Source organism: Paraburkholderia acidipaludis NBRC 101816, assembly GCF_000684975.1.
Classification (GTDB): Bacteria; Pseudomonadota; Gammaproteobacteria; order Burkholderiales; family Burkholderiaceae; genus Paraburkholderia; species Paraburkholderia acidipaludis.
Map to the genome: position 1 here is coordinate 1 of NZ_BAXZ01000024.1, position 15,608 is coordinate 15,608.

A 15,608-nucleotide genomic window follows, 5' to 3' on the forward strand; every position below is an offset into this window, starting at 1 on the left:
CGTCCCCGCCGCGCATCGCCGCACAACTCTCTCAAAACCCGCAACAGTCAATCGCACACCAGGGTCTTTGTCGTACTTCGGGCCACTTCCAGACTACCGCCACAGTGCTGCAAAACCGTACGCAGCGCATTTCAGAATAATCCGTGGAGAGAGTCACCATGAAGCTGGTCATCCGCACCCTTGCCGTCACCCTGCTCGTCGCCGCTCCGATGGCCGCATTGGCCCAAACGAGCCAGCCCGTTACCCGCGCCCAGGTGGAAAACCAGCTCGCGCAACTCGAACAGGCAGGCTACAACCCGAACGACTGGATGCACTACACGAGCAGCCTGCCGCAAGCCGAAATGCGCGTTGCCCGGCAAAACAGCGGCAACACGGCTTATGGCGGCGCCAACGGCGGCACGTCGCAAGCAGGCAAGTAAGCCAGCCAGTCGATCAACGCCCGGACCTTGGGCGGCAGAAAGCGGTTTGGCGGATAGAGCATCCAGACCGGGCCGCTATAGGCCCGCGGCTCGAACTCCCATTCGGGCAGCACCCCCACCAGCCGGCCTTCGCGCAGCGCCTGTGCCGCTGCGAACTCCGGAAGGCTGGCAATTCCCCAGTCATCGATCGCGGCGTCGAGCCGTGCCCCGACGTCGTTGGCGATATAGCGCCCGCTGACCTGCACCGTATGCCGTTGGGCGCCGCGCCGGAACGACCAGCGGTTGTCGTCCGCGGTCTCGCCCAGATAGAGGCAATCGTGCTGCGCGAGGTCCTTCGGGTGAAGCGGCGTGCCGCGCTCGCGCAGATACGCCGGCGAGGCGCACGGCATCCAGCGCACCGTCCCTAGCCGCCGCGCGGCAAGCCCGGGCGGCGGCGCGGACGTCGGGCGGATGACGAGATCGACGTGATCCCGTATCGGATCGACCTCGCGATCCGTGAAAATGAGCTGGACCTCGACTTCCCCATAGGCGCGCAGGAAACCCGGAATCAGCGGATGGATCACGCTTCTCGCCACCGAAATCGGGGCGCTCAGACTCACGCGGCCCTGCGGATGTCCGGTCGACTGGCTGGCCGCATCCGCCGCGCTGGCAGCGGCGTCCACCATTTCCTGGCAGTGCCGATAGACCTGGGCCCCCGACTCCGTGAGCCGGATGCTGCGCGTGGAGCGCTCGAGCAGCCGCGCGCCCAGCGCCCGCTCGAGGCGCTGCATCTGGCGGCTGACGGTCGAAGGCGTGCTGCCGAGCTGGCGCGCGGCGACCGAAAAATTGCCGGCCTCCACCACTCGGGCAAACGTGGCCAGATCCGGCAGCAACGAAAAGAGATCGGTGGGATTCATGTCTGCCATGAGCCGTCCAGAAGGGCACGCATCTGTGCATTCCAGACATAAAAGATGTTCCTGGAGACCCGATTATCGCGCCACAAGCATCGTCGGACAATGTGGGCGTTTTCAACGACAGCCCGCAAGGGATCCTCATGAACGCACTCTCTCCCTCGTCCCCGCCGTCGTCCCGCTGGGCAGACCTGCTGGTGATCGCCGTGGCGCTGATCTGGGGCACCAGTTACGGCGTGGTCAAAGGCACGCTACTGGTCTACCCGGTGCTAAGCCTGCTCGCCCTGCGCTTTGGCATTACCTTCGTGCTGCTCGCGCCCGCGCTGCGCAAGCTCGCGAAACTGCGGCCGGTGCAACGCTGGGGCGTGTTCGGCGCGGGCCTCCTGCTGCTCGGCATCTTCCTCGCGGAGACCTTTGGCGTCGCCGCGACGAGCGCATCGAATGCGGCCTTCCTGATCAGCCTGTGCGTGGTCTTGACGCCGCTCGTCGAGTGGGCCTGGTTCGGGCGTGCGCCGCGGCCCGCCGAATGGGCAGCGGTGGGGCTTTCGTTCCTTGGCGCGTTCCTGCTGGCCGGCGGCCATTTCGTGTTCGGCTGGGGCGACGCGCTGATCGTGCTCGCCGCCTTGCTGCGCGCGCTGAGCAGCTGTGCGGCGAAGCGCGTGATGAAGGCCGGGGCCGTGCCGCCCCTGACCTTGACGGCCGTACAGGCCGGCACCGTCTCGTGCGGCTGCCTCGTGCTGGCAGGGACAGTGGCCTGCGGGCAATGGCAGCCGCCGCCGGCCTTCAGCGGACACGGCCTGTTCTGGGGCAGCGTGATCTATCTCGTGGCGGGCTGCACGCTGTTCGCGTTTCTTGTGCAGAACTACGCAGTCCGCCGCAGCAGCCCTACTCGCGTCGCGCTCCTGATGGGCAGCGAGCCCGTGTTCGGCGCGCTGTTTGCGTGCGTATGGCTCGGGGAACGGCTCTCGCTCCCGGCATGGCTTGGCGGGCTGCTGATCGTCGCGGCCTCGCTCGTTGCCGTCGCCCGCCGCGAGCCGGCGGCGGTGCCGGAAAGCGTGACGGCTTGATGGCTTGATGGCTTCACGAGGAGGCCATCGAGTGCGCAGTCACAACACCATCACGTCCCGGTATAGCGCCGCGGGAATGCGCACACCGTTGCGCTCGCTGCGCGCACGCGCTTCGAACCGGCGTTGCGAAGGCAAGCGTGCGCCCTGCCCCGTCACCGCTTCAAACAAGCGCTCGGCACGCGCCTCTCCCGCCCGATAGTCGTCGCCCAGGAAACGCCGCGGATCGATGGCGATCACGAGTTCGCCGTGACACGGGCTGGCGCCCGCTCCGGCATCGAAGGCTTGCGACTCCATGCTGGTGAGGTCGCCAATCAGCGCGCCCGCCAGCAATTCCACCATTGCGGCCAATGCCGAGCCCTTGTGCCCGCCGAAGGTCTGCATCGCGCCGGCGAGCGCCGCGCGGGCGTCGGTCGTCGGCACGCCATCGCGATCGATGGCCCAGTGCCCGGGAATCGGCTTGCCTTCGCGCGCATGCAGTTCGATGTCGCCGCGTGCAATCGCACTTGTGGCGAAGTCGAAGACGAAGGGATAGCCCCCGGCACGCGGCCACGCAAAAGCGATGGGATTGGTGCCGAACACCGGGCGCGTTCCGCCCGCGGGCGCAACCCAGCTATGGCTCGGATTCATCGCGAGGCCCACGAGGCCCAGCGCCGCGATCGCCTCGACTTCGGGCCATAGCGCGGAAAAGTGAAAGCAGTGGTTGATCGCCATCGCCGCAATGCCCTGCGAACGCGCTTTTTCGGCGAGTCGCGGCAGGCCCGTCTCGAACGCCAGCAGCGAAAAACCGTAGTGCGCGTCGACGGCAAAGAGGCCCGGCGCGATGTCGCGCAAGGTGGGTTCGGCGCGCGGGTCCACTTTGCCGCTTCCGATCGAGCGCACGCAGCCAATGAGCCGGTAAATACCGTGCGAATGGCATTCGTCCCGCTGGCCCTGCACGATCACGCGCGCGATGGCGTCCGCGTGCGCCGGCGAAGCGCCATGACGCACGAGCACCTCGCGCGCCAGCGCAAACAGTTCGTCGAGCGAAAGAACGACGTCTGCGTCTTCGTCAGCCATTCGGGTCTCCGCTTTGGCGTATCGCGTTGTCGATGGCACCGTCGATGCGCCGTGCGAGCCTGGCGGGCCGGCACGGCTGCGCATCAGAGACCGACGTCGGGCAGCGCGGGACGCGTGGCGAGCGCCTTTTCGACAATCGCCTTCACGTGAGCGAGCGCCTCGCCTTCCAGCGCCAGCCGCGGCGGACGCGTCAGCGCGCTGCCCCGGCCCACGAGTTCTTCGCACAGCTTGATGCACTGAACGAGATCGGGACGCGCGTCGAGATGCAGCAGCGGCATGAACCAGCGATAGAGCGCGAGCGCCTCGTCGAAGCGCTTTTGCTTCGCGAGCCTGAAGAGCGTTTCGCCTTCCTTCGGGAACACGTTGGACATGCCCGAGACCCAGCCCTGCGCGCCCACGGCAATGCTTTCCACCACCACGTCGTCGAGTCCCGCGAACAGCACGAAGCGGTCGCCCACGGCGTTGCGCAGGTCGATGAAGCGGCGCGTGTCGCCTGAGGAGTCCTTGAAGCAGACGATGTTTTCGCAGTCCTGCAAGGCGATCAGCACGTCGGGCGTGACATCGTTCTTGTAGATCGGCGGATTGTTGTAGACCATCACCGGCAGGTCGGTGCTCGACGCCACGGCGCGAAAGTGCGCGGCGGTCTCGTGCGGCTTCGCGGAATAGACGAGCGCGGGCATGACCATCACGCCGTCCACGCCCACACGCTGCGCCTCGCGCACGGTCTGCCGCGCGAATTCGGTGGTGAATTCGGCAATGCCGGCGATCACGGGCACCTTGCCGGCCGCCGCGTCGCGCGCGGCTTCGATCACGGCGACTTTCTCGGAGGTGCTGAGCGAGGTGTTTTCGCCCACCGTGCCGCACACCACGAGGCCCGACACGCCATCCCTCACGAGATTGCTCACGACCCGGTGCGTCGCCTCGATGTCCACCGAGAAATCGCGCTTCAACTGCGTACTGACCGCGGGAAACACACCGCTCCATTGGATAGCGTTACGGCTCACTGTGACAATCTCCTTCGTTGAATGTGTCGCTCCACGCTACGGCGGGAGGCATGGACGAAGTATCGCCATCCAGATCGCGCGAGGCTTGAGGGCAATCGCGGCGCAAAGAGACGAAATCAGCACAGTCGCGGCCCGGCAACGGCACAGCAGCGGCACAGTCTCGCGCGGATCAGCCCTCGTGGGAATCGGCGGCGCCGTGCTGCGACTGCAGCACGGCACGGTACTGGCTTGGCGTGAGACCGACGGTGGCCTTGAACTGGCGCGTAAAGGCGCTGTGATCGTTATAGCCGCAACGCGTGGCGACGTCGGTGATGCTCAGGTCGTCCGCCAGCATCTCCGAAGCGGCGTCGAGACGCGTTTTCAGCAACATCTGACGCGGCGTGAGGTGGAAAATCTTGTGGAAGTAGCGCTCGATCTGCGCGACCGACATGTCGATCAGCGTGGCGAGGTGCGAGAGCTTGAGCGGCTGCGCATAGTTGTCCTGGATGTACTTCGCCGCGATGGCGAGGCGCTGGTAGGCGGGGTGCGTGCCCTCGGCGGCCTGCAGGTCGCGCGAGATGCCGGCCACGCCCAGCACGCGGCCGTGAGCGTCGTGCAGCGGAACCTTCGAGGTGAGACACCAGCCGGGCTGCCGGCCCGGATACAGGTGCAGCTCCAGCTGGTCCACGAGCCGGATGTTCTGGCGCACGACGGCCTTGTCCTGCTCCGTGTAGATGCGTCCAAAACGCGCGGGAAAGACCTGCTCGGCCGTCTTGCCGAGAATCGCGCGCTTCTCCTTCACCGCGCAGCGGGCCGCGAGCGTGGCGTTGACGAGCACGTAGCGCGCCTCGTGGTCCTTCACGAAGAAGACCACGTCGGGCATGGCGTCGAAGAGCGGTTCGAGCAGGGAGAAGTGCGCCACCATCTGCGGCAGCGTCATGTTTTCCGCGGCGGCGGGCAAAACCAGATCGGGCATGGCTTGGTCGGGCGAGTCGGAACCGGACCGATTATGCCGGTCTTGCGAACGCTTGCGCATCGGCAATTCCATCAGGCGCGGGCTTTGGAGCCGCCCGTGCGTCGAGATTCAGGTGCCGGCTTCGGCCTCAGCTTCGGCTTCAAGCAGCGTGCCGATGCGCGCGGGCGCGAAAGGCGGGCGCTGTCCCGCCCCTTGCCAGCCGAAGCAGAACGCCGCCGCCTCCCCGCAGACCTTGCCCTGGCATGCGCCCATCCCGCAACGCGTCTGCAGCTTCGCGTCGCGCCAGGAACGGTGCTGCGCGGCCTCGCCGAACGAGACGTCTTCGCAGCGGCACAGCAAGGTGTCGGGCGTGGCGAGCGTTTTCAACTGCGGATCCAGCGCAAACGCGGCGTCGAGGCGCGCGGCGAAGCGCCGATAGCGTTCGCGCGTCGCGACGAGCGCGCCAGCCTTTTCGCGTTCGCCGAGCGCGGCATGGGCCGCGATCCGGCCTTCGACGGCCGAGAGCTCCATGCCCCCCACGCCCGTGCATTCGCCGGCCGCATAAACATCGGCTACCGATGTCGCCTGCCAAGCGTCGACGGCAAGCGCGGCCCCGCCCGCGCCGTCTTCGATTTGGCAACCAAGCGCGGCGCCCACGAGCGTATTCGGAACCAGCCCGTAGGCGCAGGCAAGGCGATTGCATTCGATGCGCTCGATCGCGCCGCCCCTGCGCACGAGCACATGCGTCAACTGGGTTTCCCCGCCGGCTTCGACAACGTGTGCGCCGCACCAGTACGGCGTGGCGCGCAAGGCGGCGCGCATGCGCATGGCCTGCGCGAGTTTGGCCGGAGTCGACACGAGGCCCAGCGCGAAGCGCGCCACACGCCGGGCATCGGCCTGCTCGACGACGGCCAGCACGCGCGCACCCTGCTCGTGCGCCGTAACGGCGGCAGCGAGCAGCAACGGCCCGGTGCCTGCGATCACGATGCGTTCGCCCCTCACCGGCATGCCGGCTTTCACGAGCGCCTGCAAGCCGCCCGCGCCGGTAACGCCGGGCAAGGTCCAGCCGGGATACGGAATGAACCGTTCACGCGCACCGGTGGCCAGAATCAGCTTGCCATAGCCGATTCTGAAACCACGCCGCGCGTCCTGCACGAGCAACTCGCGCCCCGCAAGCGCCTGCACGACGCGTGTGGCACCGAGGTAAGTCACGTTGGCGCGCTGCGCGAGCGGGTCCAGCAACGCACGCGCGTCGCGATTGGGCGCATGGCGCGGCCCCTGGCGCCAGATCTGGCCGCCAGGTTTCGCATTGTCGTCCACCACGCCCACGCTCGCGCCCGCTTCGGCCGCCACACGCGCCGCATTCAGGCCCGCGGGCCCGGCGCCCAATACGAGAATGTCGAATTTCATTGGCCCGCGCTCCCGGTCACGACTTCCATGCCGAGCGCGCAAACGGTTTGGCATGCCAACTGATGCGGCGTGCCGTCGATCGTGACGCGGCACTCCTGGCACACGCCCATGCCGCAGAGCGGCCCGCGCAATGCGCCGCCCACCGAGCGCCGCGTAACGCAGCGCCGAGCCCCGTCGGCGATCGCAATGGCGGCCACCACCGAACTGCCTGCAGCCACGTCCACCCGCTTTCCATCGACAGTAAGCGTCACGATCTCAGACACGGAATGCCTCCCTGGTCGCGAAGCGGGCGGGCAGGTAGGGCGTGGCATCGATCGGCAGGCCCTGCCCCGCATTCAGCATCTGGGCGGCAATGAGCTTGGCCGTGGCAAGCGCCGTAGTGACGCCAAGGCCCTCGTGCCCGGCGGCGAGCCATGTCGAGGGGTGCGCATCGACCGGTGCGAACGGGGCGGCCGGTCCGATCAGGGGCATGCCATCGCGGGTTGCGGGGCGCATGCCTGTCCACGCGCGGATTCCGTTCAGGGACGGCAGTTGCGGCAGGTACTCGGCGGCGCGCCGCAGCATGCGCGCGAGAATCGCGGGCTCCACCGCCGGATCGTCGTTGTCGAACTGTCGCGACGAGCCGATCAGCAATTGCCCCGTGGGGCGCGGCTGCACATTGAACGCCACCGACGTGCCGCTCGCGTTGTGCGCGCTCTTGATATAGCCGAGTTCGAGAATCTGGTGCCTCACTGTGCCGGGGTAGCGGTCGGTGATGAGCAGGTGTCCTTTCTTTGCCTGCAGCGGCAGCCCCGGCAACAATTCGGATGCCTGAAGGCCGTTGGCGAGCAAGACCGCGCCCGCTGCAACCGTTTCACCGCTCGCCAGCAAGACCCCGGTGCGCGCCACGCGCGCCACTGCCGTATCGAAGCGGCACACGATACGGCCCGGCCCGGGCTGCGCAAGCAGGTGAGTGCAAACCGTCGGCGCATAGACGGCCGCATCGTCGGGCACGATCATGCCGCCTCGCAAGCCTGCGCGCAGATGCGGCTCCGCTTCGCGCAGCGCCTGCTCGTCCAGCATGGCGCACGCCACGCCCTGATCGGAGAGCGCCTGCTGACGCGTCCTGGCGAGCGCATACTCTTCGTCGTCCGCAGCAACCCAGAGCGTGCCGCAACGAATGAAGGCATGCCGCGCGTCGAGCTGCGGCGCCAGCACGTGCCACAACGAGCGCGACCAGGCGGAGAGAGCAAATTCCGCCGGCGTATCGTCCATCACGACAAGGTGCCCCATGCCCGCCGCCGTCACGCCGCTGCCCGCGCCGGCGCGGTCGACGACGAGCACGTCGGCGCCCAGCTGCGCAAGCTCGTGAGCGCACGCCGCGCCGACAATACCCGCGCCGACCACCACGACGTCCGGATGCGTGCCGGGCGCTTTCATCACGCGCGGATGCCCCACGCGAAAGGATCGTCCTCGCCGAAGATCAGCTTCGACTCGGCGTTCACGTGTGCCGTGCCGCGAATGACCGGTCGCACGTAACCCGCCGGCAGCGCCGGATCCGTTTCGTAGCACGCCTCGAACACGCTGCCGATAATGCTTTCCTGGCGCCACGTCTCGCCCGGCGCGAGCGCGCCGTCGAGCGCGAGGCAGGCCACCTTCGCGCTCGTGCCGGTTCCGCACGGCGAACGGTCGTAGGCCTTGCCGGGGCACAGCACGAAGTTGCGGCTGTCGACATCGGCGCGCGCCGGTTCGGCGAAAAGTTCGATATGGTCGATGAGCGCGCCGCCCTCGCCCGTGATGCCGTTCGCTTCCAGCGCCTGCCGGATGCGCCACGTGGCATCGGTCAACGATTCGACGTTGGCCGCTTCGAGCGGCAGACCGTGGTCCGCCACGAGAAAGAACCAGTTGCCGCCCCACGCAATATCGCCATGCACGCGCCCAAGGCCGGGCACGTCGAGCGGCACGGCCTTGCGATACCGGTAAGCCGGCACGTTGCGCACCGTCACGCTGCGGTCCGCGTGCAGTTCGGCCTCGACCACGCCCACGGGCGTTTCGATGCGGTGCACGCCGGGCTGGATGCGCCCGAGATGCGCCAGCGACGCGACAAGACCGATCGTGCCGTGGCCGCACATGCCGAGAAAGCCCACGTTGTTGAAGAAGATCACGCCCGCCGAACACCCCGGGTCGTGGGGTTCGCAGAGCAGCGCGCCAACCAGCACGTCCGAACCGCGCGGCTCGTTGACGACACCGGCACGCACGCGGTCGTACTCGCGGCGGAAAATGTCGAGCCGCTCGTCGAGCGGGCCGCGGCCGAGATCGGGGCCGCCTTCGGTCACGAGCCGCGTGGGCTCGCCGCCGGTGTGGGAATCGATTACGGTTAGCGTTTTCATGCCGCTAATCGTAGGTCCCGCCCTCGCGGCCGTCTTGGTCGATTGCGTTGCCCGCGATGACGATTTCCGCATAGCGAAGCCGGAAATGAACCCCGCGTCATCCCTCTGATTAGCAGGGTATGACGGGCTGACCCGCTTCGATAGGATATTTGTAAGCAAGGGCAGTCAGCAGCCATTACACCGGGCCGTAAAGCGTCGAAAGAAACATAACAACCTGAGAGAACCACATGAAAACGCGGACGATGGAGGCGGCAGCAGAGAAGGTGCCGTATTGCGCGCAGACCGCCGACGCGGCCATCGCCCATCTGGAGCGGGTCCTGACCGTCGAGGGTGCGTGCGCAATCTTCGGGCAACGTTACTGGCTGGAGCGCGTGCAGCACCTGCTGGCCGCACCGGACCTGCTTCCGCCGCACCGCGTCCGTCTGATGCATCTGCTGGAACGCCTGCACGCATTGTCTGTAGCAGTCCAGACATAATCGGCGAGGCACGCCTCTGCCGCTATACCTGGCCCCTGTCCGAAGGCCAGACGCCTGTGGAAAGGTGCTTCAGCCACAGACTCATCAGGCCGGCGCGGCCACGCACGCCGTATTTGCGAAAAATCCCGGTGATATACGAATGCGTGGTCGAAACGGCCAGCCCTAGCCGCTCGGCAATCTGCTTCTCCGTCGCCTCCGTCAGCAGCATCGCGAGGACCTTGCGCTCGTGGGGCGCAAGCTGGGCCAACAGGGCCGGTACGCCCGTGACACCGCGCCTGAATTCCGTCACGTCGCGCGCCACCCCTATGCGCAACCGCTCGTGTTCGAGCCAGCGCGCCGACCAGGTGACGTAGACGTCGCTGCCATCCTTGTGGCGATAGCGGTTCTCGAAGCCCACCCGCTTGCGGCCCGCCAGCACCTCCCGCGCTTCCCTGAGCGTTGCGTCCTGATCGGCGGGAACGACGAAGTCGATAATCTGTTGATCGATGAAGTCGGACGGCGCATAGCCGAATATCTCCCGACAGGCGTCGCTCACGTGGCGTATGTGTCCCCGCTCGTCCACGAGAAAGGTGGCGTCCGGCGCAAACTGCGCCGAAGTAATGACGAGTTCCAGCGAAGATTCACGCTTCATGGCGGTCTGGATGCTCTCGTGCATGACGGAATCAGGCAGCGCATCTGGCGCCGGCGCCCGACGCACACGGCGGGCACAAGGGGCCTGATACAAACAGAATACAGCACGATCCAGCCGGCCGCGACGTCTTGTTCAACCTGCTTAGGGGACCGAATGTACTGGACATTCAAATGAGGAATTCTAAAATGCTAACGTCCGTGGCGAACGCCGCATAATCTGCCAGGCTTCCGTCAAGACGACCGCAACCTCCTCGCGCTGCGGCGTTGCTGCGTTTTTTACTGTTGCGTTTCCTTCAACAGGGAGGCGACATGAGCACAAACGGATCGGCACAGGCGCTCGACCCCTCGGAATATATCGCCCGGCATTTGCAGAGCTTCTCCGTGCCCCAGCCGGTGCCGGCGGTCGCCGGTCATCACGCCGGATTCTTTCCGTGGAATCTCTACGTGCTGGCTCTCGCGGCGGGCCTCTTTGTTCTGATGGCCGGCGTTGCCGCGCTCACGGACCGGCGGCCTCTGTTCCGTCTCCCCCGGAGCATGAGCTTCGGGCGGCGCTTCTACGTATGGTGGTCCTGCGCCTGGCGCCAGTGGCTCGCCAGCGCGCTGCTCTGCCTCGCCCTTCTGGTCGGGTACCACTCCCTGGATTTGAAGCTGGCCGCACCGCTCATGAAGCTCTCGACGGCGCTGACCCCGTCGGGCGCAACGGCACTAGCGGCCATCGTGCCGGGCGTCATCATGGCGCTGCCGCTCGTGGCGGCCGTTCTGGTCTACGTGCTCCTGAGCCTGCCGCTCTCGGGCTACATGGTTCGCGGCGGGCTGGCCGCGCACGCGTTGCCCGGGCCCGAGCGGCTCGGTCTCTGGCACGCAACCCTGCTCGGCCTGACCACCTATCTGTGGTCCGTACCGGGCAGCCTGCTGATTGCCGAGCTGATCGTGGTGCTGCCGCATCATGTCGAGGATGGGCTTCGCGCGATGCTCCTCGTGATCTGGAGCATGTACATCGTGCTGCCGCGCCAGCTGCGCCGGGTCGCGCGCCTCGCCGCGCCTCTGCATTGACATGCGGCTACCGTCCTAACGCATGCTCTCCGCGCAGTGTCATTACGGCGCTCGCCACCGTCGCCACCCGCTTGCCTGCACCTCGGACCGTCCTGCGCAGGCGCGGAAACTCGCCCTTCTGCCGGTGCCGGCGCGCACGAACGGACCCGACCTGGATGCGCTCGGCGCCGTGCTGCAGTAGGTACGCGAGACGATCGCGCGGTTTCCGGTGTGACCATCGCGTCATAACGCCCCCCGGCCGAATGAGACGTTCGAGCAGGATATTGCGTCGCCGTGGCATTCATTGGCGGGCGCGCTTTTTCTACACTGCCTCCATGCCGTGATGAATGGCGCGCCGCGAAATCGCGTGAAGCCCGTCGGTCACGTCCTGCCACTCAAAGAGGGATTGCGCCATGCGCACCATACAGAAAGACGTCGCCATCATCGGCGCGGGCACCGCGGGGCTGAGCGCCTATCGCGCGGCCCGTGCGGAAGGCGCCACCGCGGTGATCATCGAAGGCGGCCCCTATGGCACGACCTGCGCGCGCGTGGGCTGCATGCCGTCCAAGCTGCTGATCGCGGCTGCCGAGGCGGCGCACGCGGCAAGCCACGCGGCCCCGTTCGGCATCGACGTAGCCGGCGTGCAGGTCGATGGCGAGGCGGTGATGGCGCGCGTGCGCCGCGAGCGGGACCGTTTCGTCGGCTTCGTGGTGGAGGGCGTGGAAGCGCTGCCGGCAGAGGACCGGCTGGTGGGATATGCGCATTTCGTCGACGACCGCCTGCTGCAGGTGGGCGACCACACGCGGGTGCTCGCCGGGCGCGTGGTGATCGCAACGGGCTCGAAGCCCGTGGTGCCGGAGGTGCTGAACGGGCTTGGCGACCGCGTGGTGGTCAACGACGACGTGTTCGAGTGGACGACCCTGCCGCGTAGCGTCGCGGTGATGGGCCCCGGCGTGATCGGCCTCGAACTCGGGCAGGCGCTCGCACGGCTCGGCGTGCGCGTGAGCGTGTACGGCGGACGCGGCAGCATCGGCCAGCTGACCGACCCGAAGCTCGTGGAAGCGGCGCGCGCGATTTTCGGCGAGGCGTTCCATTTCGAGCCGAGCGGCACTATGCTGAGCGCAACGCGCGTCGACGACGGCGTGAAGCTGCGCTATCGCCGTCCCGACGGAACCGTTACTGAGGATAGCTACGAATATGTTCTGGCGGCCACCGGCAGGCAACCCAACGTCCATGGCCTCGGACTCGAGAACACGTCGATCGAGCTCGACAAGCACGGCATCCCCCGCTTCGACGCGGACACGCTGCAAGTGGGCCAGCATCCGGTGTTTATCGCGGGCGATGTGAACGGCGTCCTGCCGCTCCTGCACGAAGCCGCCGACGAAGGCCGCGCGGCAGGCCGCAATGCGGCGCGCTATCCCGACGTGGCGAAAATAGAGCGCCGGGCGCCGCTCGCGGTCGTGTTCTCCGACCCGCAAATCGCCCTCGTGGGTGCACGGCATCGCGAACTGCCCGAGGGCAGTTTCGTGACCGGCGAAGTGAGCTTCGAGGACCAGGGGCGCAGCCGCGTGATGCTGAAAAACCAGGGGTGGGCGCACGTGTACGTCGATCGCGCGACACGGCGCTTCGTTGGCGCGGAGATGTTGGGCCCGTCGGCCGAGCACATCGGCCACCTGCTCGCGTGGAGCCTGCAGATGGGCCTGACCGTCGATGCGATGCTGGCGATGCCGTTCTATCACCCCGTCGTCGAGGAAGGGCTGCGCACGGCGCTTCGGGATGCGGCGGCGAAGCTCGCGGCATAGGCCTCGGCCGCTTCCCGACACGAAAAGGCCGGATGGGTCGGCTCCCGCCCTCGCCTAAACGCGGGGCGGAAGCGCCTCGGCGAAAAACTCGGTTACGCGGCGCAAGCGCGCCGGCACGAACCGGCGCTTCGGCCAGACGAGGCTCACGTCCCGGCTGTCGCGGATGAAGTCGTCGAGGACCGTGACGACGTCCGGATGCTGGAGTTCCTCGGCAAGAGAGGCTTTCGTGAACAGGCCGATTCCCACCCCGGCCAGCACGCTGGCCCGAATCGTTTCGACGCTGTTGGACGAAAGATTGCCGTGAACGGCCACGCTGAATCGCCCTTCCGGCCCGACAAACGGCCAGTTGACCGATTCCATCAGGCCTCCGTATAAAAGACAGTTGTGGCCGGCGAGGTCCGCGGGGGTGTGGGGTATGCCGTATCGCTCGAAATAGCTGCGGGACCCGACGCACACGAGCGGGGTGCTGGCGATGGACTTGACCACCGCATCCGGTTCGTCGACGGGGCCCACGCGAATCGCCAGATCGATCCGGTCTTCCACCATGTCGCGCACGAAGTCGGAAAGGATCAGATCCACTTGCAGGCCAGGGTGGCGCGACAACAGCTCGGGTATCAACGGAACGACATGCAGGCGGCCGAAGGTCGAAGCCGCGGCGATCCGGACGAGTCCCCCGGCTTCGAGTGTGCTGCTCGCGAGTTCTCCATCCACTTCCTCCATCTCGTCCACGAGCGGCTTGGCCCGATCGTAGTACCGCTGCCCCTGATCGGTCAGGGTCACGCTGCGCGTGCTGCGGTTGAACAGCACGACGCCAAGGCGCTTTTCCAGGGCGCCGATGGCCTTGCTGATGGCCGACTGCGACTCGCCGGTCCTGCGCGCAGCGGCGGAAAAGCCGCCCGCCTCCACGACGGCAATGAAGGCGCTCAGTTCGTGAAACCGATCCACGGCATTCCTCCAGAGAATCAATACTGCGAAACGTGCCGCCATTATGAGCACTTTTGGCATGATCCACGTGACGCGGCCACAGCGGGCCGATTCCCCCTGCGAATAGGTCTTATGAAAAATCTGCGAATTATCATCGGCACAGCCGGCAATTACGATCTTCCTGTCACTCATCACTCGACGAAGGAGGATTCCCGTGTCCACTCTCGCAGACAAAGTTGCCGTCATTAGCGGCGGAACGACCGGCATCGGCCTGGCAATCGCCCAACGGTTCGCAGCCGAAGGCGCGCATGTTTTCATTTTTGGGCGACGGCAAGCCCAGCTAGACCAGGCCGCCATCCAGACAGGCCGCAACGTCACCGCGATCCAGGCCGACGCCGCGAATCTCGACGACCTCGACCGCGTCGCCGCGGCAGTGAGGGCCGAAAAGGGGCGCGTCGACATCGTCGTGTCGAACGCGGCCCTGGTGGAGCAAGCTCCCATCGACACGCTGACGCCCGAACATTTCGACAAGACCTTCAACCTCAACGCCCGTGGTCCCGTATTCCTCGTGCAGAAACTGCTGCCGCTGATGACACGGGGCGGATCGATCATCCTGGTCTCTTCGGCCATGCACGTCATGGGCATTCCCGGCCATACCGCCTACGCGGCGACCAAGGCGGCGCTGCGTTCCTATGCCCGCACCTGGGCTGCGGAATTCAAGGATCGCGGCATTCGCGTCAACACGCTGAGCCCCGGCGTCACCGACACCCCGATGCTCGACTCCCAGGTATCGACGCCCGAAGAGCGCGAGGCGCTGGTGAACATGTACCTGAGCATGGTCCCGCTCGGCCGGCTTGCCCGGCCCGAGGAGATGGCCAACGGGGCGCTTTTCCTCGCATCCGACCAGAGCGCCTACATGACCGGCGCGGATTTGATGACCGACGGCGGCGTCGGTCAGGTTTGAGTTCCCGCACCAAGGAAGGAGAGTTCAATGAGGTACGCAATCATCGGGCTTGGCAAGATCGGCACCGCCATCGCCCAGGCGTTCGCCATTCAAGACATCGAAGTCGCGTTAGCGGGCAGGCGGCCGCCGGAGGCCCTCGCGGCGCTGGCGGCACAGATCGGCCCTTCGCTCGTGCCGCAACGCGTCGAGGACGCGGTCAAGGCCGACGTCGTTATCCTGGCCATGCCCTTCGCGGCCCGCGGTGACATCGCGCGAGCGGCCGCAAGCTGGCAGGGGAAGCTCGTGATCGACGCCACCAATGCGCTCGGCGTCCCGCCGGAGGAACTGGAGGGGCTGCCCTCGACCGCCGCCATTGCGAAAGCGCTGCCGGGGGCGAAGCTGGTGAAGGCATTCAATCACCTGCCGGCCGCCACACTCGCCCACGGGGCGACGACACAGCAGGGCGGCCGACGGGTCATATTCGTCTCCAGCGACGACGACGCGGCCAGCGCCGCGGTGGCGGCCCTCGCCGACCGGCTCGGCTTCGCGCCGGTCGAACTCGGCAAGATCGCGGAGGGCGGCCTGCTCATCCAGGCGCGCGGCCACACGTGGGGCCGGCTCATTTTCCAGGACCTGGCCAGGTTCGACCCGC

The 15,608-nt window shown here is 66.9% G+C and carries 16 protein-coding genes and 1 pseudogene; 7 read left to right on the top strand and 10 right to left on the bottom strand.

Translation table 11 applies throughout. The features are described from left to right. Positions 1–158: 158 nt before the first annotated feature. Entirely contained in the window at positions 159–419 is a 261-nt protein-coding gene (locus BAC01S_RS32375) for a DUF4148 domain-containing protein (protein ID WP_043203464.1), read from the top strand. Here BAC01S_RS32375 and BAC01S_RS23715 read toward each other — a convergent pair. Then, positions 377–1,315: a LysR family transcriptional regulator gene (locus BAC01S_RS23715; RefSeq protein WP_027797002.1), complete on the bottom strand. Its 939-nt coding sequence runs from the start codon at positions 1,313–1,315 to the stop codon at positions 377–379. The genes BAC01S_RS32375 and BAC01S_RS23715 overlap by 43 nt on opposite strands. Positions 1,316–1,452: 137 nt before the next feature. Here BAC01S_RS23715 and BAC01S_RS32380 point away from each other — a divergent pair, with 137 nt between their 5' ends. Further along, a complete protein-coding gene (locus BAC01S_RS32380) occupies positions 1,453–2,376 on the top strand; it encodes a DMT family transporter (protein WP_043203512.1) in 924 nt (307 codons plus the stop codon). A gap of 39 nt (positions 2,377–2,415) precedes the next feature. Here BAC01S_RS32380 and BAC01S_RS23725 read toward each other — a convergent pair whose 3' ends face one another. From BAC01S_RS23725 to BAC01S_RS23755, 7 genes are all read right to left on the bottom strand, one after another. Further along, on the bottom strand, positions 2,416–3,432 hold the full coding sequence (locus BAC01S_RS23725) for an Ldh family oxidoreductase (RefSeq protein WP_027797003.1): 1,017 nt from the start codon (positions 3,430–3,432) through the stop codon (positions 2,416–2,418). A gap of 83 nt (positions 3,433–3,515) precedes the next feature. Then, positions 3,516–4,436: a dihydrodipicolinate synthase family protein gene (locus BAC01S_RS23730; RefSeq protein ID WP_027797004.1), complete on the bottom strand. Its 921-nt coding sequence runs from the start codon at positions 4,434–4,436 to the stop codon at positions 3,516–3,518. Between the two features lie 169 nt (positions 4,437–4,605). Next, on the bottom strand, positions 4,606–5,391 hold the full coding sequence (locus BAC01S_RS23735) for an AraC family transcriptional regulator (RefSeq protein WP_027797005.1): 786 nt from the start codon (positions 5,389–5,391) through the stop codon (positions 4,606–4,608). 108 nt (positions 5,392–5,499) lie between these two features. Continuing rightward, complete coding sequence (locus BAC01S_RS23740; RefSeq protein ID WP_027797006.1) at positions 5,500–6,780, bottom strand: NAD(P)/FAD-dependent oxidoreductase; 1,281 nt, start codon at positions 6,778–6,780, stop codon at positions 5,500–5,502. Continuing rightward, entirely contained in the window at positions 6,777–7,043 is a 267-nt protein-coding gene (locus BAC01S_RS23745) for a (2Fe-2S)-binding protein (protein WP_027797007.1), read from the bottom strand. Before BAC01S_RS23745 ends, BAC01S_RS23740 begins: the two co-directional genes overlap by 4 nt. Beyond that, positions 7,036–8,199 carry an NAD(P)/FAD-dependent oxidoreductase gene (locus BAC01S_RS23750; protein WP_043203515.1) on the bottom strand — a complete coding sequence of 388 codons (1,164 nt, stop codon included), beginning with the start codon at positions 8,197–8,199 and terminating at the stop codon, positions 7,036–7,038. The genes BAC01S_RS23745 and BAC01S_RS23750 overlap by 8 nt, the downstream gene beginning before the upstream one ends. Next, positions 8,199–9,158, bottom strand: a complete 960-nt coding sequence (locus BAC01S_RS23755) for a 4-hydroxyproline epimerase (RefSeq protein ID WP_281175946.1) — start codon at positions 9,156–9,158, stop codon at positions 8,199–8,201. The genes BAC01S_RS23750 and BAC01S_RS23755 overlap by 1 nt, the downstream gene beginning before the upstream one ends. A 218-nt stretch (positions 9,159–9,376) precedes the next feature. Here BAC01S_RS23755 and BAC01S_RS23760 point away from each other — a divergent pair, with 218 nt between their 5' ends. After that, positions 9,377–9,625 carry a hypothetical protein gene (locus BAC01S_RS23760; protein WP_027797010.1) on the top strand — a complete coding sequence of 83 codons (249 nt, stop codon included), beginning with the start codon at positions 9,377–9,379 and terminating at the stop codon, positions 9,623–9,625. Between the two features lie 22 nt (positions 9,626–9,647). On the opposite strand, the gene BAC01S_RS23765 is transcribed toward BAC01S_RS23760, so the two are convergent. Beyond that, a complete protein-coding gene (locus tag BAC01S_RS23765; protein ID WP_043203517.1) occupies positions 9,648–10,256 on the bottom strand; it encodes a helix-turn-helix transcriptional regulator in 609 nt (202 codons plus the stop codon). Positions 10,257–10,564: 308 nt separating this feature from the next. On the opposite strand from BAC01S_RS23765, the gene BAC01S_RS23770 reads away from it, so the two are divergent. Next, positions 10,565–11,308, top strand: a complete 744-nt coding sequence (locus BAC01S_RS23770) for a hypothetical protein (RefSeq protein ID WP_052408829.1) — start codon at positions 10,565–10,567, stop codon at positions 11,306–11,308. A gap of 392 nt (positions 11,309–11,700) precedes the next feature. After that, positions 11,701–13,089: a dihydrolipoyl dehydrogenase gene (locus BAC01S_RS23785; protein WP_027797013.1), complete on the top strand. Its 1,389-nt coding sequence runs from the start codon at positions 11,701–11,703 to the stop codon at positions 13,087–13,089. Positions 13,090–13,143: 54 nt separating this feature from the next. On the opposite strand, the gene BAC01S_RS23790 is transcribed toward BAC01S_RS23785, so the two are convergent. Continuing rightward, positions 13,144–14,034, bottom strand: a complete 891-nt coding sequence (locus BAC01S_RS23790) for a LysR family transcriptional regulator (protein WP_027797014.1) — start codon at positions 14,032–14,034, stop codon at positions 13,144–13,146. 193 nt (positions 14,035–14,227) lie between these two features. Between BAC01S_RS23790 and BAC01S_RS23795 the strand changes: the two genes are divergently transcribed. Together BAC01S_RS23795 and BAC01S_RS32385 are read left to right on the top strand one after the other, a co-directional pair. Beyond that, positions 14,228–14,977, top strand: a complete 750-nt coding sequence (locus BAC01S_RS23795; protein ID WP_027797015.1) for an SDR family NAD(P)-dependent oxidoreductase — start codon at positions 14,228–14,230, stop codon at positions 14,975–14,977. Positions 14,978–15,004: 27 nt separating this feature from the next. Continuing rightward, a pseudogene (locus tag BAC01S_RS32385) lies at positions 15,005–15,604 on the top strand (NADPH-dependent F420 reductase); the annotation flags it as partial. Positions 15,605–15,608 lie beyond the last annotated feature (4 nt).